A 26,264-nucleotide genomic window follows, 5' to 3' on the forward strand; every position below is an offset into this window, starting at 1 on the left:
ATTCCATTATAGAACGTATGTTCGAAATTGGAAACCTGTAAAAATAATTTCATTGGATAAGATGGTTTGATAGTGAAATGTAAGCAGGGTTATCCACTTACATAATATTGACCGGTGACGGGACTGGTTTTTTCGGCTAAAATTAAGACCCGTGGGGTGTACCCAAATTAGGACGGTAATAGGCAGCGCCCGGCGCTGAAACTAGAAGGAGTAATGGATTTATAATGACAGAGACGACGAATGACAACGTAACGGAAGCAGAATTGAAGAAAGAGTTTGACGACTTATACATGCATATTTTTAAGTACATCGGTGATTTCGTTTCGATTCCGACGCAAAAGTACAATTTGACCTTTGAAGCCTTCATGGTGATGGAGAACGTTGCCCGGAGTAAGAATGGACAGACGTTGGTTGAACTTGCCAAACTAGAGGGCGTCTCCAAGAGCGCTATCGCTCGTCAGGTCAATGTATTACTTAAGGAAAACTACGTCATGCAAAAGGTAGATCCTAACGACCGTCGGGTTAAATACATTACCTTAACGGCGGCTGGAAGCCGGGTTCAACGAAACTTGGCACAAGCCACCGACGAACGGTTCCACCGCTGGTTAGGCTTCTTCGGTAAGGATGAAGCCGAACACTTTATCAAGGTGCTCCACCGCGCAAACGACCGGGCTGTAGCGGCCGGCTTCGTTGGCTTTGATAGCTTACACGATAAGCGCCGCAACTCTAACCGTGGCCGGACACATGGCGGCCGGACTAGTGACTAATTTTATCGCAAATGAATAGGCAGTACGACACCGAGTAACGGGTCGTACTGCCTTTTTTCATGGTTTCGTTTTGGCTAGCAACTAGAGATGAGACTGGCCGCCTCGCCATTCGCGCAATATCAACCTCTCCTGCAAGCCAGTCGCCTGCGGCTGCCAGCAATTCCGCCTGCTGTGGGGACCGCCTGCAGCCAAAGAACTGGCTTCCGGCTCGCTTGGAAGCCTTGCACAAACCCGCAAGTCTCCCAAGTCGTCCCACGCTGTAACCTGGCTAAGAACGCCAGCTAACACCGTTGTCACGGCTGGCTCCATTACTGGCCTCCTCCGGCACAGTGGTTGCCATAAGTGATGGTGTTTGTCCGTGGCAGCAAGCATGACTAGTAGTCACCCACCGGCAATGCAAATCATCTTAATTGGCCGCTCATCCTACGCGACTGGCAGGGCGGCAGTAATGATCAAGCCTTAAGCGTCGCGATCGGCTGGAGTGATCTTGGCTTGAAGCGTGCGTTCGTCGTAGAAGAGGAGAATCCCGAACATCACGACGTATAATAGTAAGGGCAACCACGCGTAATTCAGTGTAATCATGTGCTGGGTTGCCACGTTTTGACTGTGATTGGCCGCGTAACCCGACAGGTGGAAGAGCCCCGCCGTGATGAGGCCGCCGAGTCCTAATCCCACGTTGACCCCAAAGTCATCGGTCGAGGCGAGAATCCCCTCGGCCTGAATCCCCAGCGCCATGCCATAACGAATGGTGTCGGCAATCATGATGGAGACTAGACCGATGATGAGGCCATTTCCCACGGAGTTGAGCAGAATTCCGCCAAAGATGACGGGTAGGGCATCACTCACCACGCCAACACTCAGGATTAATTGCCCGAGCGCCGCTAAGGCAATGCCGCTCAGCATGGTCCGCTTCTTTCCCCATTGGCTAGCGGAGTGGACAATCAGCAGCACCCCGATCAGCGCGGCAAACGTGAAGCCATTGGCGTAGGGAACCAGTGCTTCGCTGTGTTGGATGTATTTAAAATAATAAATCGTCGTCTGGTTCTTAATCGCCGTAGTCAGCCAATACAAAAGAATGACGACGGAGATGATCAGCCACGGCTTGTTTTGCCGCAGCATGTGACCTACTGCCCGCCAAGATTGATGGGATTGTTCGGGATTGGTGAAGCGCTCGTGGACGTGGAAGAATGTGTTCCAGATCAGTGCCAACGAAATGGCCCCGAATAAAATAATTGTCAGTAGGAACCCCTGCTGCTGGTTGCCGTGGCCAAAGAGGGCGACCAGGGGCAGGGTGACGACGGCCACGATGATTTGAACGGAACTGCCACAGAACTGGCGGATGACACCGAGGACGGTTTGTTCCCGGTCATTTTGCGTCAGCGTGGGCAGAATCGACGTGATCGGCAGGTTGACCGCCGTGTAGAAGAAGCCCAGCCCCAGGTAGGTGACGTAGGCCCAGATTAACTTTCCGGTGCTGCCGAAGGGCGGTGTGACAAACGTCAAAATAGCGAAGATCACGTAAGGCAATGCGTACCACAGAAAGAACGGCCGACTCTTGCCCCATTTCGAATGGGTTCTGTCAATCATCAGGCCAATCAGCAGACTTTCCACGACATCGGCGAGCCGGGCCACCACGAAGAGGATAGCGGCGGCACTGGCGGAGAGGCCGTAGACGTCGGTATAAAAGAACAATAGGTAGGTGGTCATCATTTGGAAGACCAGGTTATCGGCGGCATCGCTGAGCCCATAGCTCAAACGTTCCGGCCATCTCGTTTGCCAAGCATTCATGCGAGACACCATCTCCAATCGGCATTTAGTGGCGAAATAACCTACTTATTCTTCTCGGCGACCAGCCGACGGTAGACTTCCGCGCCGACGAGGTCGTTGGTAACCATCCAGGCAATGTGACCTAGCGCCTCAGAGACGTGTTCTTCGGTCGGTTGGTCCTTAGCAGTGGGAACGGTCCCCATGGCTGGCATCAATCCGAGATGAAAGGCCATCCAGATGGCGAGGCCAAACCAAGTACCGGCATCCTTCTTGATGGCTGGAATCTTCTCACCGATAATCTGATAGAGGACGGCAAAGGTGGTCGAGAAGCCGAAGTGAATGACGTAGCTGACCCACGGCAGTTGGTGGCCGGAGTACGTGTAGGTAGCGTGGGTCACCTTAGCGGGAATCCCGAATTGTTCCAGCAGGGTTTGCGGTGGATTGGTGGCGTCACGTTCCTCGGTCCGCGGTGGCAGGACGTTCTCCCAGCCCAGCTTGACGAGACCAGAGACGATGCCCGCCGCGCCACCGGCAAGCAGTGCAGCGGTTAAATTAATGGGACGTTTTTTAAATAAAGACAAGATCAGATTCCTCCTTAAATGGTTCATTAACACAAGTTTGAGTATAGTCGTTTTAGCAGAAAGTTTGGGAAATTTTGCTTGTGAGTCCGCGAACTGGTGTTCAAATTTAGAGTATGTTAAGCTGTTTTGTAGTGTGCGTTGCGGGGATAAACGGCTGCCAGAAATGGCGGTATTTCCCTGTTAACGTGCGGTGGACGGACGAGACGGTTATGAAAGGAGTTCGGGATGCAATCAACTTTTGAACAGGGATATATTGATATTCAGGATGCCACGCAAAATAATCTGCGGCACGTTAACTTACGGGTGCCGAAGTACCGAACCACGGTTTTTGTCGGGTTATCGGGGTCCGGGAAGTCCTCATTGGTCTTCGATACGATTGCGGCGGCCTCGCGGCGAGAATTAAACGAAACGTTTCCTAGTTTTACGCAACAGTATTTGCCGAAATACGGCCAGCCCCACGTCGGGCATATCGACCATTTGCCGGTAGCTATCGTGATTGCTCAGCAACGCTTGGGGAAAAATGCGCGGTCCACGCTAGCCACGTACACCGGGATTTATTCGCTGCTACGCCTGTTATTCTCGCGAATTGGCAAGCCATTCATCGGGTATTCTGATACCTTTTCCTTCAACCTGCCGCAGGGGATGTGCCCGGCCTGCCAGGGCCTCGGCTACGTCGATGATATTGACGAGCAGCAGCTGATTGACCCGGAGAAGTCGTTGAATCAGGGCGCCATCACCTTCGTGAGCTTCGGGCCGGACACCTGGCGCTGGCGGCGGTATGCGACCAGTGGATTGTTTGACGACGACAAGCCAATCAAGGACTACACGCCTGAAGAATACGAATTACTCATGCATGCGCCCCAGCAGAAGCTGAAGCATCCCGGCGAGGGTTTTCCGCGGACGGCGCTGTACGAGGGCGTGGTACCACGGATTCGCCGGTCGGTGATTGGTAAGAAAGAAGCGGCTCACCACCGTGATGCCATCGCCAAGATTGTGACTCGTAAGCCGTGCCCAGTCTGCCACGGAACGCGGTTGAAGCCGGAAGTGTTGACCAACCACATCAACGGTCACAATATCGCGGAGGTCTCCGCCATGGACTTGCGGCACGTGCTGGCCTTTCTACAGGCGATTACGGCGCCACTGGCCACCGATGTCGTCCGGGAGCTGACCACGAAGATTCAGTCGCTGGTTGATATTGGTCTGGGATACCTGACGCTTGACCGCGGGACCAGTACGTTGTCCGGCGGGGAGGCCCAACGCATTAAGATTGCCAAATACCTGACCAGTGCGTTGGTCGACATGGTCTACATCCTGGATGAACCCAGTGTGGGGCTGCATCCCCACGACATTCAGCTGATTAAACAGGCGTTGACCAAGCTAAAGGAAAAGGGCAACACGGTGTTGGTCGTCGAGCACAATCCGGCGATGATTTCGTTTGCCGACTACGTGGTCGAGATGGGGCCACTGGCCGGTCAAGGCGGTGGAACGGTTACGTTTACCGGGACCTATCCCGAGCTATTGGCCTCTGATACACTGACGGGTAAATGGCTTCGGCGGCCGCACACCTGGGGACTGGATCGCCGACCAACGGGGACTTTGGCGCTGCGCCACGTGACGGAGAATAACTTACAGGACGTGAGCGTAGACGTGCCACTCGGTGTGATGACGGTGATTTCCGGGGTCGCGGGTTCCGGGAAGTCCTCACTGGTCACGGCGCTCAAACAGCAGTTGACCGAAGATTACATTGATTTGGCGCAGACCCCCGTGGGTATTAACATTCGCTCGACGCCGGCGACTTACCTGGGCATTTTAGACGAGATTCGTAAGCTGTTCAGTCAGGCGAACGGTCGCGTGGGAACCAGCATGTTCAGCTATAACGGGAAGGGCGCTTGTCCCCGGTGTAAGGGAAAAGGCGTGACGATTACCAATATGGCCTTCATGGACCCGGTCGTTCAGACCTGTGAGCTTTGCCACGGCAAGCGGTATAGCGAAGAAGCTTTGCAGTATCGCTATCAGGACAAGACCATCGCTGAAGTGCTCCAGCTATCCGTGAAGGCCGCGGCAGAATTCTTCAGAGATACCCCTAAGTTGGCCAGCCAATTGGGCAACTTGGATCGCGTGGGCTTGGGCTACTTAACGTTGGCGCAGCCGCTGACCACGCTGTCCGGTGGGGAGTTGCAACGCTTGAAGTTAGCGGTTGAATTGGGCAAGCAGGGAACCGTTTATCTGCTGGACGAACCCACGGCCGGTCTGCATTTGAAAGACACGGATCGCTTGATGAAGTTATTCAATGACCTGGTGACGGCCGGCAACTCGCTGATTATTATCGAACATAATCTGGCGGTGATTAGTCAGGCCGATTGGCTGATCGACGTGGGCCCGGACGCCGGGCGCTATGGCGGACACATTCAGTTCAGCGGGACGCCCCGAGACGCCACCCGGCATGCCGAGTCGCGGACGGGTGTGGCGCTGAAGGCCTGGATGGCGGAGTGAACGGTTGTCCGTTGGCTAGCTAAACTTGTAGGCCAAGAGTCTGGGATAGATTATCTCAAGCTTTTTTGATGAAAACTCAAAAAGTTGATATTTATCAATTCTTCGTCCGGCGTTTGCGCGTAGACTAAGTCTTGTTGTTAGAGCGGGGCGAGTCGCCTGAAGACGGTGAATGGAAAACCTTTGTTATATTAAGGTTGTGCCAATGATCAATGACGTCGCGCGACTTTATCCGAGTAAGTACAAAATCAAAGGAGCTCAAAATCATGCCATTAATGCGAATCGATATGTACAGAGGCCGGAGTAAGGCAGAAATCAAAAAGATTTTAGACATTTCATATCAGGTAGCCACGGAGGAGTTGCACCTGCTGCCCCGTGACCGTTACCAAATTGTCACGCAACATGACCCAGAAGAAATGATTGTCTGGGACGTGGGCTTGGGCTTCGAGCGAACCGAGAAGACGTTGATCTTTAGTCTGACCTCGAGCCCGCGCGAAGAGGCCGACAAGGAACGCTTCTACGCTCGTTTGGTAAAGGAATTAGCAGTTGGTGCGGGTGTTCCGCCAACCGACGTGCTGATTAACATTACCAGTAATACCAAGGCAGACTGGAGCTTCGGCAACGGCGAGGCACAGTTCATGAATGGTAAGTTGTAAGTGAATATTCAAAGCGTGCTGGGTCATCACGAGGGTGGTGGTCGAGCACGTTTTTTGGGTGGTCAAGGTCGGGACTATCCAAAACAAAAGAGGCGGTGAAAACTGATCATTTCGTTATTGACAGCGCTTTCAAAAATGGCGTACGATTAATTTTAACGAAGCGAGAAACTAGGTGAGCGGCATGAACATCGTCATTGGCCTGCTGCCAGCGTTGTTTTGGGGAATCCTGCCGATTTGGATGCAGGGACGCACGGGCGGTAATTGGACGGAACAACTGTTAGGAACCAGCGTGGGGGGCGTGCTCAGCGCGATTGTGCTGACGTTAATTTTTCACTACCAAGTCGGTCTCACGGACTTTATCCTCTATTTCTGTTCGGGTGTCTGTTGGAGCATCGGGCAGGGCGGACAGTACTGGGGGTACGTGCCTCTCGGCGTCAATAATGCGGTGCCCTTTTCCACAGCGCTCCAGATTATTGGGAACTCCCTGATTGGCGGCTGGGTCTTTGGCGAGTGGGTCGGCTGGCACGACAGCGTGCTGGGAATCATTGCACTGGTCATCATTCTGGCTGGCGTGATGATCAGTAACGGTGCGATTCACGTGTCGCGCCATGACCTTGGCGCCTATGTTCTGTTGACGGTGACCTGCGTGGGGTATTGGGGCTATTCCGGATTCCCCCATTATGCGGTGGCCAAGGGGCTCAACGGCTTCTTGCCGCAGACGCTGGGGATGATGGCCGGGGCACTGACCATCTACCTCTTTGGCCGGAAGAAGATTCCGGGCCAGGACCCTTGGGGCTTGCGGAACATCACGTCCGGTTTCATCTTCGCCGTGGCGGCCGGGACTTATCTGATGTCGTTGAATCTAAACGGTCTGGTCAACGGCTTTGTCCTGACCCAACTCAACGTGGTCGTGGCCACGCTATTGGGTGTCGTTGTCTTGAAGGAAGCCAACCTCAAACAGCTGATTCCTAAGGCGATTGGTCTAGCCATCTTGATTGGTGGGGCTGTGATGATGGTTCATATTTGATTGAAATGGAAAAGACGCCAGGCTTGGCGTTTTTTATTTGCCCGGATTTTAAAAACGTACGTTCCCCAATTAAAACCATTGTGGTATGCTTAGACAATGACTTTTAATGATGGAAAGGACGACTAATCTTATGGCAACCACACTTCTCACGCCGGCGCAGAACCGGTTTCTCCAGCTCACGCAACCGGCCCTAGAACTCCCCGCACTGACGCGGGTACTACCGCTCTTACGCGACCATCCCACGGTTAAGGATACCAGTGACTTTCTGACGCGGTCGGCGCGTGAAACTATTCAAGAGCAGCGAGTCGACTGGTTGGTGACCGGGAGTCTGGCGTGGAAATTGTTGGCACGGCTACCCTATGCCATTAATGCTAGCGCTCGGCGGGCCGACTGGCATCACTGTGCGCTGTGCCACAAGCCGGTCCGCTACGAGTATCACGTGGTGTTGCGGGCGACCGGCCACGAGATTCTAGTGGGGTCCGAATGCGTGAAGAAGTTCATGAGCGATGAAATGCAGTATCTGATGGCCATCACGACCGAGGATAATTTCCATGCGGTGGCTCAGTACGATGCACTGACCGACCAGTATCCGGTGGTGCCGGAAATCTTGTGGGCGAAAGGCGCCTTGCCACAGTTACCGCAGACCCACCGTCGGCGGCAACGTTGGGTCCATAATGGGACGAAGGCCACGGTCACCGGGTATTTACGCCGACAAACTCAGAAACTGCCAGAGGTGCAATTATCACCGTATTTGACGGCGTACGATCGGCTTCAAGCGGTGGAACGGGGCGTCATTGCCAAACAACGTGAGCGAAAACAGGCTAATCAGCAACGTGCCCAGAATTTAGCCGCTCAGGAAGAGCAGGCGGCCTGGGAAGCGGCCAATGCGGCCCAGTCGACGGCAGAACAGCGGTTGCGTGACTCGGAAGCCTATCGAACGTATTTAGCGGCGGTGGCGGCGCTCATGACCCAACACCTCGAACTGACGGTATTCAAACAAGCGTTAGCGACGGTGACCATGCCCACCAGTCTCCGGCGGTTGGTCAACTCCTATCAACTAGGCGTAATGGCGACGGAGTTTGCACGGACCGGACAGATTAAGGCCGCGCGTTTACAGATTGTGCCGCGGTACTTGGTGGCTGACCTTAACCGTGTGACCCGGCGGCTGGCCGCTCAGCGGCAACGGGATTGGGACGATGACATCTTCAATGCTGCCGTGGGGTTCGAGCTGACGGCTGCCCAGCGTCAGGCCGAGTTGACGCGGCTCAGCCAGTCATGGGAGGGCCGGCAGGTGCCGGCAACCGTGTACCCGACGCTGGCGACGTTAACGGACCGATTGGATCGAGGCCTAGCGTTGCCCGAATCGTGGCCGCCACGGTTGACGCAGGCCATTGAGCGGCGCTTGGCTCATCAACCGGCAACGAGCTGGGTCCCAGCGCGGAAGAATCATGTCACGCCGGCTCAACTTCGCCAACTCGTTCAGGGGCGAAACGACTTTTCGGCGGTCAAAGCGGCCTATCATCGATTGTACGCATTGCCCGCGCAAGCGGAGACTGTGACAGTGGCGGCGCTCCACCGGTACTATCTGTTGATGCAGGAGCGTCGGGCCGGCCAGTCGGCGGCGACACAGCGCTTGGTTGACCAGTTACTACGGGATCAGGATTAAATGCAGGACTTCTTTAGCGAGAAGTCCTTTTTGCTATCGTCGTCAATATTTAGCGACTGAGATGGAAAAGGGGCATGATTCATTATCACCTGACTAACTTTTAGCCACATTCACTTAAACGCTGACAGATTTCGCCGAAAATAAATTATGCTTACGAACTTGTAACCGATAACAAGGCCCAATATGACGGTATTTATCGTAAATTTCGAAATTTTTAAAAAAACTTTCATTTTTTAGCCGAAAAACTATTTACAGGCAGACCTTCCCACGCTATAATGAACTTGTTACATATTTAGTAAAGCGTAACGACCGACTAGGGAGGAAGTTACGAAAGGATTCCCCATTAACTACGCGAAGGCAGTCTTTGCGGTGACTAGGGACTGTCTGAAAACTTAAAATTCAGGTACAATCTGAGGAAAAACGAATCGAGGCATTCCGATGACAACACCTAAACGATACGAACTGGAAGATGCTCAGTGGGACCGAATCAAAGGATACTTCCCGCCATACCGGACTGGCCGTCCATCAAGCCTAGACAACCGTACCGCCCTCAACGCTATCCTCTGGCTCATGCGCAGCGGGGCTCCTTGGCGTGATCTACCTGAACGCTATGGCTCTTGGAAAACGGTGTATAGTCGCTTCCGAGCCTGGGTAAGTTCAGGCTTGTTCGAACAGGTTTTTCTCGAATTGATTGACGATCCCGACATGGAAAACTTGAGCTTAGATTCAACGATCGTTCGAGCGCATCAAAAGGCCACTGGGGCAAAAAAAACGCCGAATGTATGGTCGAAAATCAAGCTATTGGACTAAGTCGAGGTGGCCGAACGACCAAGATTCACGCACTCGTTGACGGATTAGGGAATCCCTTGGGTTTTCGCCTAACAGGTGGTCAAGTACATGATAGCCAAGTTGCCAGTGAGTTGCTGGAAGGCTTCGATATTTCTCAATCAAATATTATCGCGGACAAAGCCTATGGCACCGCGAAACTTCGCCAGTATATTGAAGATAAAGCAGGCGTCTATACCATTCCGCCAAAGGAAAATACCAAAGACAAGTGGACCTGTGATTACCACGTTTATTGTGAGCGCCATTTGATTGAGAACTTCTTTAATCAGTTGAAGAACTTTCGTAGGATTGCAACGCGTTATGATAAGCTCGCTCATGTTTATCTGGCTACGGTCTACATTGCCTCAATTTGCATCTTACTTAAGTAGTTTTCAGACGGACCCTAGTAGTTAAGGGCCAATCGAAATTATTAAATATCTGTTGAGATGTTTTGAGGACAAAAAATTGAGGGGTGCTTATATCATGAAGAAGACTTTAAGCAGTATCGTTTTAGCAAGTGCATTATTATTTGGGGCTATGGCACCAGTTACGGCCAACGCGGCAGAAACTGATGTGACACCTTCAACCGGTTCGACGACTGGCTCAATTACGTTTACTAAGCCAGCAAGTACCACGGAGCCAGTTGATCCTTCCAATCCAGACAAACCAGGTGGTAACACTGATGACAATGGTGGTGCTAAGCCAGGTAGTGATGCCGACTTGACCTTCCTGTACGTTTCACCAAGCATGGACTTCGGTTCAAATATTGTTAACCAAACGACCGCTTCTAAGACTCAGATGTACAATCCAAAGACCATTACGACCACTGCCTTCCCAACTGGGACCACGGATACGAACAAGTTGGTTACCGAAGTTTCTGATACGCGTGGGACCAATGCCGGCTGGAATGTATCGGTTGGTAGTACTGAGTTAAAAGCGGGTGACGACGTGATTAGTGGTGCCCAACTCAATCTGGCTGGGGATAACGCAACGATCAAGAACTCCGCTGACTCTGTCGCTACTGGGCAAGCCGCTAACTTAACTACCGGTGGTGATGTTGCCACGATCTACGATGCAAAGACTGGTATCGGTGCTGGTGCAACCGCAATGCAATTGAACCCAAGTGACATTGTCTTGACTAACATTCCTGCAAACGTTAAGGCTACTGAAGCAGGGACGACCTACACGGCTACCTTAAACTGGACTTTGAACAACACTCCAGCTGAATAATTTTCAAAATGCGATTTAAGGTGTCCATTCGGTGCGAATGAACACCTTTTTGCTTATGAATGTAGTATCATGAGGATATTATAGAGTTGCATTAACTAGGGTAAGGCAGAGGTGTAAGGATGTTAGGATTAAAGCGGATTAGATTGGTCATGTTATTGGTGTTGGGTGTGGTTTTAGGTGGCTTTCTATCGTTAGCCCCGAAAGCGAGTGCGGCGACTAATAACGTTGGTTATAATGTGGCAGCCAAAATCCCAAGTAACCAGATCAATAAACAGAATTCGTTCTTTGACTTGAGGATGAATTCGCAGAAGTCCCAACGACTACAAGTCAGGATCTATAATGTAACCAATCAAGATATTACGGTTGAGACGGCGATTCATACGGCGTGGACGAACACGACTGGTGCGATCGATTACGTTAAGCCAGCAAAGTCTTATGATTCGACTTTACGTTATAAAATGAGCGACTTAACGAAGATTCAGGGGAAAAAGACTTTAACCATTCCGGCGAATGGCTCCAAATTAGTGACCGCAAATGTTAAAATACCTAAGACCACCTTTAATGGTGTCATTCTTGGGGGTTGGTATTTTAAGCGCGTAGATGACAAGGTCACTGGCAAAGTTAAGGGAGCCAATAACATTAAGAGTGAATACTCATATGTTATCGGGATGAAGTACACTATGGGGAAGGTTCCCAATCCGACCATGGCACTTGGAAAAGTTAGCGCAGGTCAGAGTTACACGCGGCGTGGTATTATTGCTAATTTGCGGAATACTTCGGCGGTGATTATCCCCAACTTGAAGTTGACCACCACGATTACCAACCGTAATGGTGCTAAACTGGTCAAGAAAGCCAAACAAGAGAATGTGCAAATGGCGCCGAACACAACGTTCCAATATCCATTGCTGTATGGTGATCAGAAGTTAGAAGCCGGACACTATCATTTGCATATGGTTGCTAAGAATACAGACCGCGAGTGGGTATTTGACCGCAACTTTACGATTACACAGGCACAAGCTAATAAGTACAATAAGGATGCCAATGCTGGGATCAGTATCTGGCTCTTAGTTGCCTTGGGTGCTCTGGGTATGCTGATTCTAGTTCTCTTGATTCTGTTGATTATTTACCTTATCCGGCGCAAACGGCGTCAAGATGATGAAGAAGAACAGTAAAGTCAGTCTCGAAAGGAGGCGGCGGTCATGAAAAAGCTCATTAAGCGACTGGTAATGGTAGTTGCGGTGGTTCTAGGTCTAGGTGTGGGTGTGACGGCGTTTGCTGATACGCCTAGCACAGAGACCAGTTCAGCTAACCAATCGACCAGTACCACTGTGGGAATTACTTTTACGGGAACTTATAAGAACCTGTTTAAAATCTGGACAATTTGATATGATAGTTCAAAAAAGGATGATAACTTATGAACTACCCCAGCAATCCCTCACGGCACCAATTTGAACTAATTCGGCCCGATTTAGAAGCAGCTCGGCAATCCACTAGGCCTCGCAAATATGACCTTTATGATTTATTTTGTGCTGTCGCGTATGTTTTAAAAACCGGTTGTCAATGGCGACAGTTACCGGCTGATTTTCCTAACTGGCAATCAGTCTATTACTACTATCGCGTATGGTCTGAGGAACAAATTATTGATGAACCTTCTATTTTGGATAAATGTTTAAAAAAATTATCTTTACCCTACGGGAAAAACAATCACGCTCGGCTAAAACATCTTTCATAATTATTGATGCCCAAAGCGTTAAAAATACCGATACGGCGGAGCATCACGGTTATGACGGTGGCAAACGTATATCTGGCATCAAACGGCACTTAGCTGTTGATATTAACGGCTTACCTCAAGCAATTCATATAACGACAGCTAATGTTTCGGATCGTGATGGGGCCAGTGCTATGTTAGCCCTCAACTATGATCATTTAAGACAAGTTAAGTCAGTTTTGGTAGATGGCGGCTACACAGGTTCCAATTTTGCAGCTGACGTTTACACTAATTTAAAAGCCACCGTGCAGGTGGCTAAACGCAATGAGCTTCATAAATTTGAAGTATTACCGCAACGCTGGATTATTGAACGATCTTTCAGTTGGTTAGATAAATGTCGCCGTCTCTGGAAAAATTGTGAACGTCAACTTAACACTAGTCGTCAAATGGTCATTTTAGCTTTTTTAGTATTGCTGCTCAAGAGATTTTAAACAGGTTCTAAGCCTGGAAGTAATCCTGGCGGCACACCGGCTACGGATGAATCGGGTGGCGACGGTGATGAAATCGCGCCATCCAATAACCATAGTGGTAGCACAGTGACTACTGGTGGTGACGGCGATACCATCGACGGGGACATCCCCAGTGGCCACAATCCCACGACCAGTGTGACCAGCGCGCACCATTCGGCTGCGAATAAGCCGGCCGGTGCGGTGGCCAGTGTCGTGCATTCCGGAACGGCCGATTTGGTCGCCGGTCGGTTACCACAAACGGGTGAATCACAGGTCTTCTTGGCCAGCGTCTTTGGCCTATTCCTGTTGATCGCAATCGTTCTGCTGGCCGTCGTTCGGTGGCAGGCTCGGTTGTTACGGGAGCACAGATAATTTAAGACGAGATTGAAGCGGTGTTGCCAGTGGGCACACTGCTTTTTTGGCGAAAAAAGGACCGCCCATTCGGGCAGTCCCGTGATCGTCATTTAAATAATTCACCTTAGGCCTTGACCAGTGCCATGACGGCTTCTACTAGCATTCCCACGGCCATGCCATACATGGCTAGCATGTCTTGGTGGACAACAACTAAAAGTAGGACTGCAGCGTAGAAGACGACCATGACTAGCCGCCAGATCTTCCGGCGCATTACAGGGCGACAATCTTACCCACAGCGATGGGCAGCGTCACGTGCGTGGAGTAATGGCCAACTGCGCCAGCAACCGTGTCTGGCAGGTCTACGTCATCGGTCACACCGTGGATGTAGATGACCCGCTTGTCCAGCTCGAGTTCGCTGTCGTTGAAGGTCTCCTTGAACTTGGCATTGAGGGCCGCAAGCGGGACAACCTTCGTGTAGGCAAAGTAACCGTTGGCGTCGGCGACCGGGTAGTTGTCGTTAGGCACGTTCATCTCGTGTGGGGCGGCGTCGAAGGGCACCATGGTCGTACCGGAGACGGCACCGGTTTCGGGTAAGTCCACGAAGCCGTCGTGGTTGACGTCCTGGGCAGCAGTTGCGATTTCAGCCGGTTGGCCGTCCGGGAAACCGTGGAAGTGTTCCCAGTGTTGTAAGTTGGCTGGGGTGTCGAACATTTCGATATTGATGGTCAGCTGATCACCGTTGATGGTGAACAGAGCCGTGCCATGGGCGGCGGTTCCGATGGCGTCTGCGTTCAGGGGCACGATGTTTGCTTGATAGATTTTCATAGTCAAATGACCTCCTTGAATTGATACGCTTAGTGTATAATAAAAGACAAAATATAAAATTGATAATTGTCAAGAAAAGGAGAAAAAGATGACGCACGATCCCTTTAAATGTGTTCAAAACGCGCCAATCTTCAAAGGATTGGCCGATGCCGATATTGCTGAACTGACAAAAATTTCCGTGCACCAACAAGAATTCAAACGGGGCAGTGTCCTCTACGATCCAACCCAACCGCTCGAACGCATGCTGATTATTGATGAGGGCCGCGTCAAGGTCTACCAACTCAACGAGAACGGCAAGGAAAAGGTGCTCTACATGCTACGCAGTGGCGCGATTGACAGCGAAGCCGCGCTCTTCAACCAGCGGCCACATTTCAATTACGCCGAGGCGGTGGAAGATACCAAGATTTGTTCGATTGGCCGAGCAGACTTCCAGGCCCTGCTTCACCGGGTACCGACCGTGGCCTTTAATCTGCTGAATATTTTGGGAGACCGGCTGACGGCGTTGGAATCCGTGAGCGCGTTGACCGGTAATCTCAAGGCCAAGAACCGGGTGCTGGCTTACTTGCAGCAGGTTGGCCAGGAACAGCAGGCGACCCACTTCATGTTGCCGGAAAAGAAGAAGGAGCTGGCAAGCTACCTCGGCATCACGCCAGAAACATTGAGTCGCCAACTGAAACAATTGGTGGCCGATGGGCTGCTAGCGATTGACGGTCGGGAAATGACCTTACTATAAAGTTAAATCGCCGCTGAAATGAGTGCTAAGTTTCGGCGGTTTTTGTAGTCATCAAGCGGCGTGTGACAAAAAACTTACCCACGCCGGTTGCCAAACCAGTCGATGAATGCTATAGTGTACTAGTAAAATATAACACTAGGGAGGCGGCCTAACGTGAAATTTGATGATAAGGTCCCGATTTACTATCAGATCAAGAACTATCTCTATCACGAAATGATTACCGGCCAATTGGCGCCCGGCGCAAAGTTGCCGGCCGTTCGCCAATTAGCCGTGGACTTGACGGTCAACGTCAACACGGTTCAACGGGCACTTGGGGAAATGATCACAGCAGGTATTATCACCTCCAAACGGGGCAAAGGCAACTTTGTCACCACGGAGACGGGGCGACTCACACAGCTAAAGGAGCAATTAATCATGGAGCAATTGGAACGGGCCTACGAGCAGTTACACGCCTTGAATTTAACGGATGACGAAATTATCGCCGGTTTGAAACAATATATCGCGCAGAGGGGGCAACAAGATGACTAACGTTTTAGCCATTCACGATGTGGGCTATAAGCATAATTTTAAAACGATTTTGCACGATGTCGATCTAACCCTCGAGACCGGTAAGATCGTCGGTCTGTTAGGCGAAAATGGTGCTGGAAAGACCACGCTGATGCGCCTGATTACCGGTAGTGCCAAGGGATCCGGGACGATTACTGTCTGCGGAGATACCCAACCGGCCCATCACCGTAGTCACGTCAGCTTTACCGAGCAGTTGCGTGGCTTCAGCGCCAACACGCGAGTTGAGCAGGTGGCGAGTTTCTACCGGACGGTGTATCCCGACTTTGACGGAGCGCGGTTCGAGGAACTGGTGACCTTCCTGCAGATCGATACCAGCTTGAAGCTGGCCGCCCTGTCCAAAGGGATGAAGGAGAAAGTTATCATCGCCTTAACGCTAGCCCGGCAGGTCAACTTGTATCTGCTGGATGAACCGTTCAGCGGTATCGACAGCATGAGTCGCAAGCGGATTATCAGTAGTATTCTCAAATGGAAACCGGACGACGCGACGATGGTCATTAGCGATCACTACGTCTCCGAGATTGCGCCCATCCTCGATGAAATTGTGGAGGTCAAGGACCAGACGGTGGCCGTCCATCAGGATAGTGACGCCGTGCGCGAAGAGTTTGGGTTAAGTATCGAAGCCTACTACGAAAGTCTTTACGAAGGGAGTGATCACCGTGACTAGTTTTGGCGCATTATTTAAAGTGTTGGGGCGCAATCGTTTCCGCCTGATGAATTGGGCTATCTTAGGAGAACTAGCCGTAATTGTCGCGACGCTACTGTGGCGCTTTGCCACCGCGGGGATTCAGGGAGGCGATACCTTCTGGGCCGTCATGGGTTGGTCGCTCTTGGCCTTCATCGTCGTGTTTGTTCTCTTGGCCGTCCAGACAGAGCGGGTCTACACCCGCGACACGTACCGGTTATTACCGCTGGGTGAAACGAAGCTGTACTTAACGGATTTACTCACCTCCCTTGTGATGTTCGTGTACTTTGGTGTCATTCAGGCCGTCTTCTATCTGGTGGCTGAGATGATCGACAACCAATACCTAACGACGTGGCTCCTCAGTGGGCCGAGTGATACGACCCAACAGATGGTTAAGGCGATGATCGGTCTAAGCGGTGTGCTACTCGCCCTGGCCATTATGGGCTGGACCACGATATCGTTCATTCACCTAGTGGTCAGCGTTACCAATAACTTTTTACCCACGGCAAGTCGACGGCTGATCAACATTGTTCTCTACATTGTGATGATCATCCTAGTCGTTTGGGTTGCCGGCTATCTGGTCGATGGTGTCAACCACGTGGGGGAATTGTTCTCAGCGACTGGCAACGCCGGGTTCCTCGTGAATATCGTGGGCTTCCTGGTCGTGGCGGCGATTGAGGCTGGGTTAAATATTGTCTTGCTTAAGAAATGGGTCGAAACGATCCCGAATTAAACGGTACGTTACAGCGAATAGAAGTTAGTGCCAGGTTTTCCACCGTGATTGGGTGGGAAGCCTGGTTTTGTCTTGGGGCCGACTAGTTGCCTTGCGTAACGGCCGGGCGGGGAGGTTCAGCGCGCCGAGGAAGATGAGGATTCCCAAGAGAAATTGTCCCAAGAAGCTGAGTCCACCAAATCCGTCTAAATAAAGCATGGCTAACAGCCAGTCGGCTATTTTGAAACAGATAAATAGGCCCAACCAACGGTAAATCACGGTGACGTTGCGGTTTGATTTCATGAGAAGTCCTCCGAATCTAGTCTGTTAGCCAACAATACCAGAGCGATGGGCTAAAGTAAATTAGGACGCACTATAAATTAAATTATAAGTGAATTAAAACGCCAACCCCTTGTCAGGCTGGCGTTTTTGCCGTTTTAATCGGTCGTGAGCGGATGTTGCCGATGGAGATGAGCAGAGAGACCAACACGAGCGGCCAGCTTAAGCCGTAGAAATACAGGCTAAAATCAGCTGTGTCACTGGGTTTAAAGAAATTGAGGATGCCGACCTTCGCTACCGCGCTAACGGCCACCAGCAGGCCGAACATGACCAATTGGCACAGCAAGCCACCGTACGTTGAGAAACGATATTTATGAATAATGGCACTGTCGCTGTCGATACCTTCGAGGGTGTAGAGCGTCTCGTTGAGCGTCGGGTTGTCGTAGCCCACGTAAAGCGTGATCAGCAGGAGTCCCACGAGGTAGCTCCCGACCCAAGGAATCAGCAGGAAAACTTGCCCGACCAGAAGGCTGATGAGGCTGTACTTGCGGGCCGCACGCGCTTGATGGTGGCCCAGCAAGTTGAAGACAGTGTAGCCGGTCTCAAAGCCCAGCAGGTACACGGCAAAGACGGCATACATCCCCGCCGTTCCCAAATAAAAGTAGGCAAAAAAGCTGTTAAAGAGTAGCACGAGGCTGACCAGAAAACCACGGTTCAGTAGGCGCATCTTGTAGTTGGGCAGAACGTGCCAGTCCGCAACCAATTCAATCAGCAGGATGACCAAGGCCACCGCAATGATGGCGAGCGTCAGCCAGCTGGGGATGGTGATTGTGGCCTTGCGTAGCGTGGTCAACACGGCGATGACGCCAAAGAAAATGAGCGATAACACCCAGCGCCAAGTCTGTGAGAGGCCGTGGACGTGGCGGGGCGTCGCGCGATAGAAGTCACTGGTAAAGTTGTTGAGCAACAGGCCGCCGGGAAGTGCCACGAGGTAGAAGATCCCCAGTAGAATAAACGTCAACGTGTAGTTGAATTTAGCCAGCACGTCGGCACCAATGACCACCGCCAGACCGGCGAAGATGAGCCAATAGAGCCGCTTCATTTTAAAGTTCGCCGTATGGGTCAGGTGAAGCTTGACCGTTAAGAAATACGGCCAAATGGTGGCGGCACTGTAGCCCCACAGTAGGCTGCCCACGATGAGCCAGCCCAGTTGCGCGGTCGCCGCAAAGAGCAGGCTCCCGACCGCACCCAGCGTCAGACTGAGAATGAGGTAGGTGCTGGACCTGAGATTCAGGCGCTTGGTGTAGAAGATGCTGGCGGCTCGCGAGATGTAGAAGGCCACGAGGGCGATCAGATACGTTTCGCTCTGGGTCTGTTGCCACTTGGCCAGAATTAAGACGTAGGGCAGGATAATGCCAATATTTGCTAAGAAATTAAGCGTCCCGACAGAAAAGTCGGTGGCGCCTTGATGAAGTCGTTTCACGAAGAGAGCTCCCTTTTTCTATTAAAGTTGTTGGCGGGGACTAGAAGTCTTTAAAGTCGTTGCCACACATGGCGCCCCACCACAGGCCGGTGGCCATGGCCGCGTAGTCGCTACCACCACCATCGCCGCCACCGGTGCCAAAGAAGCGATGCCGCGGCTTGCGCATGTGGCCGGGGGTGATAGTCGTTGGACTACAGGCAACATTGATGATGGCATGAGTCCAGCGGATGTCGCCTGCGATGGTTTTACCGAATTTATCCCGCTCGCGGTACATCGCTTTTAGAATCTCGTCGTAGGTGTACATGGGACTATCCCGAAAGTAAAAGGGCTTAAAATGATCCCGGTCGGCGGGTTTGAGTTGGCACGTCATGTCCCCTTCTCCAAGGATAAGTAGCCGGTCGTAATCAATCGTCAACTTATCGCGTGTATCCTGAGCGTAGTAAATGACCTCCAAGCCGCTGTAATCGACGGGATTAACGTAGGTTACACCGTATTGTTCGATATATAGCGGGTTTAACAACGGTTCCTGTGCCATGACGGCATCCCTTCTTTCAGCTCAAGTATACCAAACTTCGGCGAAGAGGTCGGTTCCCAGACTTCCGCCGACTCAAAAAGGGCTGACAGCACGCTGCCAGCCCTTCGAAATCAAGTTTATTGAATACTTTAGCGATCACCTTACCAGTCGCCTACGGCTGCCAGGGATTCCACCTGCTGTGGGGACCGGCAAGAGCCATGGGACGGTCTCTTGACTCGCCTTGAAGCCACGCCAGGACCGCGCGTCTCCAAGGTCGTCCAGTGCCATAAGCTGGCTGAAGAACACCAGCTAACGCCACTTTCACGGCTGGCTCCATCCCTGGCCTCCTCCGGCTAAGGACAGATGGTACCAGCCAAAGACGTGTTGGACTAAACTTTTTGTTACTGTAACAGCTTAAAGCAGCCGTGAGTAAGCTAAATTTGGGCTCAGCCGGGGCATTCATAACTGGTGGTTTACCAGTTATGAATGGGCGACTTGGAAATGCCGATCTGTGGCGGTTCCAAGCGAGTTTCGAGACCGTTCTTTGGCTCGAAACGTCCTTCCCCAGCGTTCCAGCCCAAATTTGGCGAACGGTAAGGCGGCTCTTAAGCAAGTGACGCGGGAAAGCCAGTTAGTTTTCCGAAGAAGTCTTGGGGGTCAAGCGCTTTTCGATAAAGGAAAGCACCAGATCAGTGATGATCGCCATCAGAGCCGTTGGTAACGCCCCGGCCAAGATGATGGCGCCTCCGTTCGTCGCGTTGGTCCCGCGGACGATGATATCGCCCAGACCACCGGATCCGATGAAGGACCCAATCACGGTAATCCCAATGCCCAAGACTAGGGCGTTTCGAATTCCGGCGATAATCACGGATAGTGACAGCGGAATCCGAATGGTCTTCATGATTTGGAAACGGGTCATCCCCATCCCTTTACCGGCATCCAGCACGTCTTGGTCCACGCTCAACATCCCCGTGTAGGTGTTTTTCACAATCGGGAGTAGTGAGTAGAGGAAGACGGTGGCGATAACGGTGTTTTGGCCGAGTCCCAGTCCCAGCATCAGGATGGACAGCATGGCCAGTGAGGGGATGGTCTGGATAACGTTGGCAATCCCGATGATAATCGGCGAGAGCTTGCGGTTCTGCGAAATCCAAATTCCAATCGGAATCCCCACGATGGCGCCGAACAGCACGCCATAGATTGAAACGAGGAACGTCTGGTTAAATTGACTGAGGACGTACATCCCGTTGTGTGAGAAGTAATACATCAGTTGCCCGAATAAGCCCATGTCTTTCATGCCTAGTTCCCCCCTTCAAAGTAGTGGTGTTGCTTCAAAAAGTCGTTGGCCACGGTTTGTGGTTCTTCCAGTTGGTCATCGACCTTATAGTTTAAGTTTTGCATAGTCTTCAATGAAATCTTGCCGGTCAACCGGTTCAAGACACCCTTCAATTCTGGGTGCTGTTTCAAGATGGCATCGGTGGCCACCGGACTCCCATCGTATGGTGGGAAGAAGTTCCGGTCGTCCTTGAGGATCGTCAGATCATAGCTACCAACCCGGCCGTCGGTGGAATAGCCAAGGATGGCGTCCATCTTACCGGCGGAGAGGGCATCGTAAAGTAAGCCGACCTGCATCGGGTAGACCGTACCAAAACTAAAGCCGTAATCCTTCTGGAAGGCGGGGTAACCGTCACCCTGACGATTTTGCCAGATTTGGTCAATCCCAACGCGCATGTTCGGCGCTAATTTTTTCAGATCGCTGACCGTCTTCAGGTGGTGCTTCTTCGCGTAGCTCTTCTTGACCATCCAAGCGTAGGTATCGGCGAACCCGTAAGACTTGAAGTAAGTCATGTGGTAGCGATCCTTAAATTCATTGACGACGGTCTTATTAACCTTGGCCGGATCCCGTTCGAACTTTTCGTTCAGGATGGTGGTCAAGTCGGTCCCGTTGAATCGAATGGAAGAAATGTCGGCGTTATCGTTCTTTAAGGCGTTAAAACTAACATTTCCGGAACCGAGGTTATTGACAATAGTTGAATCGAGGTTGGTGTAGTGGCTGATCATGCCTTGAATCATGTAGGCCATGATCTGCTGCTCGGTGGTGTTCTGCGAGGCAATCCGGACGGTATTGTTGCCGGAGCCACTCAGACCAGGTAAGCTACAGCCCCCGAGGGGTAAGAGTACGATGACTAACAGAAGTCCGGCTAGCCATTGACGTAAATGTTTTCGCATGACGGACCTCCTATCGTAATTGCCGTGGTGTCACGGTGTTTTCCAATTTACCTAACAAATAGTCGACGAGTAGGGCCAACAAAATAACGGGAATCGACCCGCCCAGAATCAAGTCGGAGCGGTAGAGGTTCAAGCCGTTAAAGATAAAGTCACCCAAGCCACCGGCCCCAATGTAGGAAGCCAGTGTGGCCCACGCGATGACGTAGGTCGCCGACAGCCGAATTCCAGACATGATAACCGGAGCGGCTAGGGGAATCTCGGCGCGCATCATGGATTGCCACCAGGTCATTCCCATCCCCTTAGCAGCGTCACGCACTGTGGGGGAGACCCCCTCCATCCCCAGGTAGGTGTTACGCAGGATGGGGAGTAAGGAGTAGATGAACAAAGCGACAATGGCGGGTGTCGAGCCAATCCCAAAGATGGGAATCATCATGGCTAAAAGCGCCATGGCAGGGATAGTCTGTAGGACACCGGCCAGTGTGATAATGGCGTTGGCGCCACGTTTCATCCGCGTCAGGAGAATGCCTAAGGGCACGGCGACAATGATTCCTAAAGCCAAAGCGGCCGCAGAAATATAGAGATGTTGGCCGGTCTTATCGATCAGCTGCATCCCGTAGACTTGTAAGAAGTGAATCATTGTGATGATTCGCCCCCTTCATGAGTTGCGGCAGCGTGAATATCTGCGTTGATTGGGGAAGCCGGCTCTTCATCGTTGGCTGGTGCGCCACGTAAGGCATCGTAAACAATATCAACCAATGCGGTTCTCGTGACGATCCCGACCAAGTGTTTCTTGGCGTCGACAACCGGAACGTTTTTAACCCCCTGTTTTAGAATCCGGTCAACGGTGTCCCCAATGAGGGCGTTGGCCTGAACGTAGAAGACTTCGTGGTTGGTGAACCGGCTGACCGGCGTCGTGGCGTCGGTGATTCGGTTAATATCATCCAAATCAACGTAGCCTTGGAGCACACCAGATTCGTCCGTAACCAGTAGCGTATCAACTCGCCGGTCATGCATCAGGTCGATGGCGTCGTCCAACGTCTTGTCTGGCGTGATAGCGGCTGGGTTCTTCAGCATAATCTGGCTGACGGAGAGAATGTTTGGTTGGGCTCTGATCAGCCGTTCCTCACCGATTAAGTTGGTGACGAATTCGTTGGCTGGATGCCGCAAGATATTTTCCGGCGTATCGACCTGCACCTGCTTGCCGTGGCTCATGATGACCACGCGCATCGAGAGGTGAAGGGCTTCGTCCATATCATGGGTTACGAAGATAAAGGTCTTGCCCAAGTCTTCCTGTAAATGCTTGACCAAGTCCTGTAGCGATTCCCGCGTGATGGGGTCCAACGCCCCAAAGGGTTCATCCATCAGAATGATTTCTTGGTCGGCGGCCAGGGCCCGAACGACCCCGATCCGTTGCTGTTGCCCACCGGAAAGTTCGCCGGGGTAACGCTTCAGCATTTCTTCTGGCAGTTGGGCCAGGTTGATCATCTTTTTAGCCTGCTCAGCCCGTTTTTCTTTAGACCAGCCGAGCAGTTTCGGTACGATTTCAATATTCTCTTGGATCGTCATATGCGGCATTAGCCCGATGTTTTGAATTACGTAGCCAATGGAGCGCCGGAGCTTGACGGGATCCATCTTGGAAATATCCTTGCCATCAATCTTGATGGTTCCCGAGGTCTGGTGCAGCATGCGATTGATCATCCGCATGGTCGTGGTCTTCCCCGATCCAGACGTCCCGATAAAGGAGATAAATTCCCCGCGGTCGACTTGCAAGTTAAAGTCGTCAACGGCAACTTTACCATTGGGATATTCCTTACGTAGATGTTCCATTGAAAGTAGCATAGATTAACCTCCTGTGTAGTGATGTCACACTTCTGGAAAAACGCCAGAAATATAAAAGAACGATCGGCATGCCAAAGTGGCACACGCGAGGTGAAGCAACTTGGAATCCGGTCGTATTTGGTTAGGTGGGCACTTATGAATATAGCTATTGTACACGAGTCTGACGCGTTTTCCAAAAGATAACTATTGCGAGTGTTGATAATGGCCGGGTATGAAACAGCTTCCTTGCCTGTTAGAACACCGGAATAGCGCCGTTGGCCTTTTTTTCGGCCTTCCACCAATTAAAGCATAACATACCTAAAGTAGTTTTTAATAAGAAACGCCTTATTGAAAGCGAAAAAGTGATGATAATTATGGCCATTTTTTTGGCAAAAAAGGCTTGCCTTCGACCTACTCTAACCCCGTATAATCTTGATTATCAGTTAAAGTGAAAGGGAGTTACGAACTTGAAAAGAATCTTAATTGCCGGCCCGTTAGACCCAACCAGTCAGGCGTTTGTCCGCCAACTCAGTGAGAATATGACGCTTGATTTAACGGTTTATACCCCTAGCCAAGTAGTGCTGCCTGCCGATGTGACAGGCTTTACAGGTGAAACGATGGACGAGGGGGGTCTGAGCGCCGCCATGTTGGACCAAGACCTGGTCGTAGCCCTAGCGCCGACAATTCATTTGGTGGAGATAGTCAAGGCGGTAGTGACGGCGGCCCAAGCCGTGGCCGTGCCACAGGTCATGGTGAGTCGTACCGACGATATTGACGACCTACCCCGTGAGGTGCGGACGGCCCAACAGCTCTTATTGCGGGCGGGGATGCCGACGGATTTGGTCGAGGGCTTCGGTAGCCTCAGTGCGCTCTTGGGCCTCGACGTGTTGCCAGCCCCGACAGCCGTCGATCCCCTATTCGACGCCCGCTTCGCTGGGTAACACTATTTCAGTTGAGCAGCAATGATCGCCTACGGCTACCAGAAATTCCGCCTGCTGTGAGGACCGGTGAAAGCCACAGGGCGGTCTTTCACCTCGGTTTGGAGCCGAGGACCGCGTCTCCAAACACGTCCAGCGACGTAACCAGGCAATAGGATGCCTGGTTACGTCGCACTCACGGCTGGCTCCATTCCTGACCGACGGCTAAGGTTGTGGCGAATTTAAATCGTGTTGATCGCAGTGGGTTTGCCACTTAGTTTCGAATTGTTGTGGGAGCGGATTTAACTGGTGGTTGAACGAGACACTAGCGTAGCCGCGAGTGAGCCAAATCTGGGCTCAGCCGGGGCAATGATGGCTGGGCTTGCCGTCATTGGGTACCTTGAAAACGCTGAACTGTGGCGGTTCCAAGTGAGTTTCGAGACCGTTTTTTGGCTCGAAACGTCCTTCCCCAGCGTTCCAGCCCAGATTTGGCGAACGGTAAGGCGACCAGTTCCCACAGTTGGTGATAGCATAAACCGCCATCTACCGAGAGTAAATGGCGGTTGTGATAGTCTATTTGGCAGCCGGAGGCGACGGTTAATGACTGGCTTGTCGTTGGCGAATTTCCGGGGCGAACCACCAGAGTAAAGCGAGGTTGATGAGCATGAGGATTGCCGTTGAGAAGAAGACGGCGTTGTAGTTGAAGATCCCCGCCAACCAGCCTCCAAGTAAGGCGCCCAGCATGTTGCCAATCGATTGAAACGATTGGTTCCAGCTGAAGACGGTTGAGGTCAGCGTGACCGGTGTGTTTTTGGTCAGGAGCGTCTGAATCTCGGGGAATAGAGCCCCGTCGGGAATCCCGATCATGAAGCGTAGAATCCCCAGCATCCAGACACTGGTGACGAAGCCTTGCGGAAAGTACATGACAGTGGCAAAGATATAGCCGAAGAGCAGAACCCGTCCCGAGCCGTGATGGTCGCCGTAACGGCCCAGTCGTGGTGCAGCGATGATATTAGAGATGCCCGGTAGCGCGGCCAGAATCCCAGCGACCACGGTAATTGGCCCAACGTTGTGCATGAGTTCCTTGACATACAGACTGATGATGGGCGAGATGGACGTGTTGCCAAATTGAACGAACATGGTCGAGCACAGCAAGATGATAATCAATTTTAAATTGGGAACAGCCGCCAGACGATTCGGACGTTTGGCGGTTTTTGATTGGCGTGGCACCGGTTTGAAGTTCTCCTTGACCAGCACCCAGCTGAGTACGAAGGTAATCAGGAGTAGGCTGGCGGTCACGAAGAAGGTCATGCGAATCGAAAAGATCTGGGCCAACACCCCACCGATGATGGGGCCGAGCAGATTGCCACTGGTCCCACCGGTCGTCAGGGTTCCCAACGCCGCTCCCGAGTATTTTCGCGGCGTCTGGGCGGCAATCAAGGCCTGTGCGTTGGGAATGTAGCCGGCAAAGACGCCTTGTAGGGAGCGCAGGGCGACCAATTGCCAAACGTTGGTGGCGAGGCCCATGAGGCCCATTGCCACGGCAATTCCGAGCGAGGTTCGAAGGAGCATGAGCTTGCGGCCCTTGCGATCGGCGACCATGCCCCATAGTGGCGCGGCGATGGCCCCCACGAAGAAGTCGGCGGCGTACACCAAGCCACTGTACATGGTCACCTGTGCCTTGGTGTACGTCCCCAGGCTACTGACATATAACGACAGAAAGGGCATGATCTCACTGAACGCCATGCCTACAATAAACGAACAGAACCACAGAATGTGGAGGTTCCGCCGCCAGAGATCATTATTCTCCTCGGCTTCATCCACGATGGGTCAACTCCTTAACGACAAAAAAATTGCTGATATTGTCATAAACATACCGCGCAAACCGCGAAACGTCAATGATAATCAGCAATTTTTTTGCGCTCGCA

At 51.9% G+C, this 26,264-nt stretch carries 26 protein-coding genes and 1 pseudogene; 16 read left to right on the forward strand and 11 right to left on the reverse strand.

The annotated features are described in order from the left end of the window. The first annotated feature begins 224 nt into the window (after window positions 1-224). Entirely contained in the window at window positions 225-767 is a 543-nt protein-coding gene (locus tag KB236_10905; protein UIF29012.1) for a MarR family transcriptional regulator, read from the forward strand. A gap of 459 nt (window positions 768-1,226) precedes the next feature. Here the strand turns inward: KB236_10905 and KB236_10910 are convergent, their stop codons facing one another. Both KB236_10910 and KB236_10915 read right to left on the reverse strand, forming a co-directional pair. Then, a complete protein-coding gene (locus tag KB236_10910) occupies window positions 1,227-2,555 on the reverse strand; it encodes an MFS transporter (GenBank protein UIF29013.1) in 1,329 nt (442 codons plus the stop codon). A 41-nt stretch (window positions 2,556-2,596) separates the two neighbouring features. Then, window positions 2,597-3,115 (reverse strand): DUF1440 domain-containing protein, encoded by a 519-nt coding sequence (locus KB236_10915; protein ID UIF29014.1) that lies wholly within the window; start codon window positions 3,113-3,115, stop codon window positions 2,597-2,599. Between the two features lie 225 nt (window positions 3,116-3,340). On the opposite strand from KB236_10915, the gene KB236_10920 reads away from it, so the two are divergent. The 10 genes and pseudogenes from KB236_10920 (at window position 3,341) to KB236_10965 (ending at window position 13,598) form a co-directional block, all read left to right on the forward strand. Beyond that, window positions 3,341-5,608: an excinuclease ABC subunit UvrA gene (locus KB236_10920; protein ID UIF29015.1), complete on the forward strand. Its 2,268-nt coding sequence runs from the start codon at window positions 3,341-3,343 to the stop codon at window positions 5,606-5,608. 263 nt (window positions 5,609-5,871) lie between these two features. After that, window positions 5,872-6,261: a tautomerase family protein gene (locus KB236_10925; GenBank protein ID UIF29016.1), complete on the forward strand. Its 390-nt coding sequence runs from the start codon at window positions 5,872-5,874 to the stop codon at window positions 6,259-6,261. A 181-nt stretch (window positions 6,262-6,442) separates the two neighbouring features. Beyond that, a complete protein-coding gene (locus KB236_10930) occupies window positions 6,443-7,288 on the forward strand; it encodes a GRP family sugar transporter (protein UIF29017.1) in 846 nt (281 codons plus the stop codon). Between the two features lie 130 nt (window positions 7,289-7,418). Further along, window positions 7,419-8,954: a hypothetical protein gene (locus KB236_10935; protein ID UIF29018.1), complete on the forward strand. Its 1,536-nt coding sequence runs from the start codon at window positions 7,419-7,421 to the stop codon at window positions 8,952-8,954. 438 nt (window positions 8,955-9,392) lie between these two features. Then, window positions 9,393-10,168 (forward strand): IS5-like element ISLpl3 family transposase gene (locus KB236_10940; GenBank protein UIF29019.1). Its coding sequence is split into 2 segments (ribosomal slippage): window positions 9,393-9,717 and window positions 9,717-10,168, totalling 777 coding nucleotides; the frame shifts between segments, so codons are not numbered across the junction. 94 nt (window positions 10,169-10,262) lie between these two features. Further along, window positions 10,263-11,009, forward strand: coding sequence for a WxL domain-containing protein (locus KB236_10945; protein ID UIF29020.1), 747 nt, complete (start codon window positions 10,263-10,265; stop codon window positions 11,007-11,009). Window positions 11,010-11,128: 119 nt separating this feature from the next. Beyond that, window positions 11,129-12,181 carry a DUF916 and DUF3324 domain-containing protein gene (locus KB236_10950; protein UIF29021.1) on the forward strand — a complete coding sequence of 351 codons (1,053 nt, stop codon included), beginning with the start codon at window positions 11,129-11,131 and terminating at the stop codon, window positions 12,179-12,181. Between the two features lie 27 nt (window positions 12,182-12,208). Beyond that, entirely contained in the window at window positions 12,209-12,394 is a 186-nt protein-coding gene (locus KB236_10955) for a hypothetical protein (GenBank protein ID UIF29022.1), read from the forward strand. A gap of 29 nt (window positions 12,395-12,423) precedes the next feature. After that, window positions 12,424-13,208: pseudogene (locus KB236_10960) on the forward strand (IS5 family transposase). A 105-nt stretch (window positions 13,209-13,313) separates the two neighbouring features. Continuing rightward, window positions 13,314-13,598: an LPXTG cell wall anchor domain-containing protein gene (locus KB236_10965; protein ID UIF29023.1), complete on the forward strand. Its 285-nt coding sequence runs from the start codon at window positions 13,314-13,316 to the stop codon at window positions 13,596-13,598. 106 nt (window positions 13,599-13,704) lie between these two features. On the opposite strand, the gene KB236_10970 is transcribed toward KB236_10965, so the two are convergent. Both KB236_10970 and KB236_10975 read right to left on the reverse strand, forming a co-directional pair. Beyond that, complete coding sequence (locus KB236_10970; GenBank protein UIF29024.1) at window positions 13,705-13,851, reverse strand: hypothetical protein; 147 nt, start codon at window positions 13,849-13,851, stop codon at window positions 13,705-13,707. Beyond that, window positions 13,851-14,405 carry a hypothetical protein gene (locus KB236_10975; protein UIF29025.1) on the reverse strand — a complete coding sequence of 185 codons (555 nt, stop codon included), beginning with the start codon at window positions 14,403-14,405 and terminating at the stop codon, window positions 13,851-13,853. The genes KB236_10970 and KB236_10975 overlap by 1 nt, the downstream gene beginning before the upstream one ends. An 88-nt stretch (window positions 14,406-14,493) precedes the next feature. Between KB236_10975 and KB236_10980 the strand changes: the two genes are divergently transcribed. The 4 genes from KB236_10980 (at window position 14,494) to KB236_10995 (ending at window position 17,120) form a co-directional block, all read left to right on the forward strand. Continuing rightward, window positions 14,494-15,138 carry a Crp/Fnr family transcriptional regulator gene (locus tag KB236_10980; protein ID UIF29026.1) on the forward strand — a complete coding sequence of 215 codons (645 nt, stop codon included), beginning with the start codon at window positions 14,494-14,496 and terminating at the stop codon, window positions 15,136-15,138. 153 nt (window positions 15,139-15,291) lie between these two features. Then, window positions 15,292-15,666 carry a GntR family transcriptional regulator gene (locus KB236_10985; GenBank protein ID UIF29027.1) on the forward strand — a complete coding sequence of 125 codons (375 nt, stop codon included), beginning with the start codon at window positions 15,292-15,294 and terminating at the stop codon, window positions 15,664-15,666. Next, window positions 15,659-16,369, forward strand: coding sequence for an ABC transporter ATP-binding protein (locus tag KB236_10990; GenBank protein UIF29028.1), 711 nt, complete (start codon window positions 15,659-15,661; stop codon window positions 16,367-16,369). Before KB236_10985 ends, KB236_10990 begins: the two co-directional genes overlap by 8 nt. Then, the gene (locus KB236_10995; GenBank protein UIF29029.1) at window positions 16,362-17,120 is read left to right on the forward strand and encodes an ABC transporter permease; all 759 of its coding nucleotides are present in this window, start codon (window positions 16,362-16,364) and stop codon (window positions 17,118-17,120) included. The genes KB236_10990 and KB236_10995 overlap by 8 nt, the downstream gene beginning before the upstream one ends. Window positions 17,121-17,514: 394 nt before the next feature. Here KB236_10995 and KB236_11000 read toward each other — a convergent pair whose 3' ends face one another. The 6 genes from KB236_11000 to KB236_11025 form a co-directional block, all read right to left on the reverse strand. Further along, a complete protein-coding gene (locus KB236_11000; GenBank protein UIF29030.1) occupies window positions 17,515-18,861 on the reverse strand; it encodes a hypothetical protein in 1,347 nt (448 codons plus the stop codon). 40 nt (window positions 18,862-18,901) lie between these two features. Further along, window positions 18,902-19,396 (reverse strand): hypothetical protein, encoded by a 495-nt coding sequence (locus tag KB236_11005; GenBank protein ID UIF29031.1) that lies wholly within the window; start codon window positions 19,394-19,396, stop codon window positions 18,902-18,904. A gap of 610 nt (window positions 19,397-20,006) precedes the next feature. Beyond that, a complete protein-coding gene (locus tag KB236_11010) occupies window positions 20,007-20,660 on the reverse strand; it encodes an ABC transporter permease (GenBank protein UIF30363.1) in 654 nt (217 codons plus the stop codon). Between the two features lie 11 nt (window positions 20,661-20,671). Further along, a complete protein-coding gene (locus KB236_11015; protein UIF29032.1) occupies window positions 20,672-21,601 on the reverse strand; it encodes an osmoprotectant ABC transporter substrate-binding protein in 930 nt (309 codons plus the stop codon). Between the two features lie 10 nt (window positions 21,602-21,611). Further along, window positions 21,612-22,238, reverse strand: a complete 627-nt coding sequence (locus KB236_11020; GenBank protein UIF29033.1) for an ABC transporter permease — start codon at window positions 22,236-22,238, stop codon at window positions 21,612-21,614. Continuing rightward, window positions 22,235-23,440, reverse strand: coding sequence for an ABC transporter ATP-binding protein (locus tag KB236_11025; GenBank protein UIF29034.1), 1,206 nt, complete (start codon window positions 23,438-23,440; stop codon window positions 22,235-22,237). Before KB236_11025 ends, KB236_11020 begins: the two co-directional genes overlap by 4 nt. Window positions 23,441-23,886: 446 nt before the next feature. On the opposite strand from KB236_11025, the gene KB236_11030 reads away from it, so the two are divergent. Continuing rightward, on the forward strand, window positions 23,887-24,360 hold the full coding sequence (locus tag KB236_11030; protein UIF29035.1) for a hypothetical protein: 474 nt from the start codon (window positions 23,887-23,889) through the stop codon (window positions 24,358-24,360). A 573-nt stretch (window positions 24,361-24,933) separates the two neighbouring features. Here KB236_11030 and KB236_11035 read toward each other — a convergent pair. After that, complete coding sequence (locus tag KB236_11035; GenBank protein UIF29036.1) at window positions 24,934-26,160, reverse strand: MFS transporter; 1,227 nt, start codon at window positions 26,158-26,160, stop codon at window positions 24,934-24,936. Between the last annotated feature and the right edge of the window lie 104 nt (window positions 26,161-26,264).

This window comes from Levilactobacillus brevis, from assembly GCA_021383565.1.
Lineage (GTDB): Bacteria > Bacillota > Bacilli > Lactobacillales > Lactobacillaceae > Levilactobacillus > Levilactobacillus brevis_B.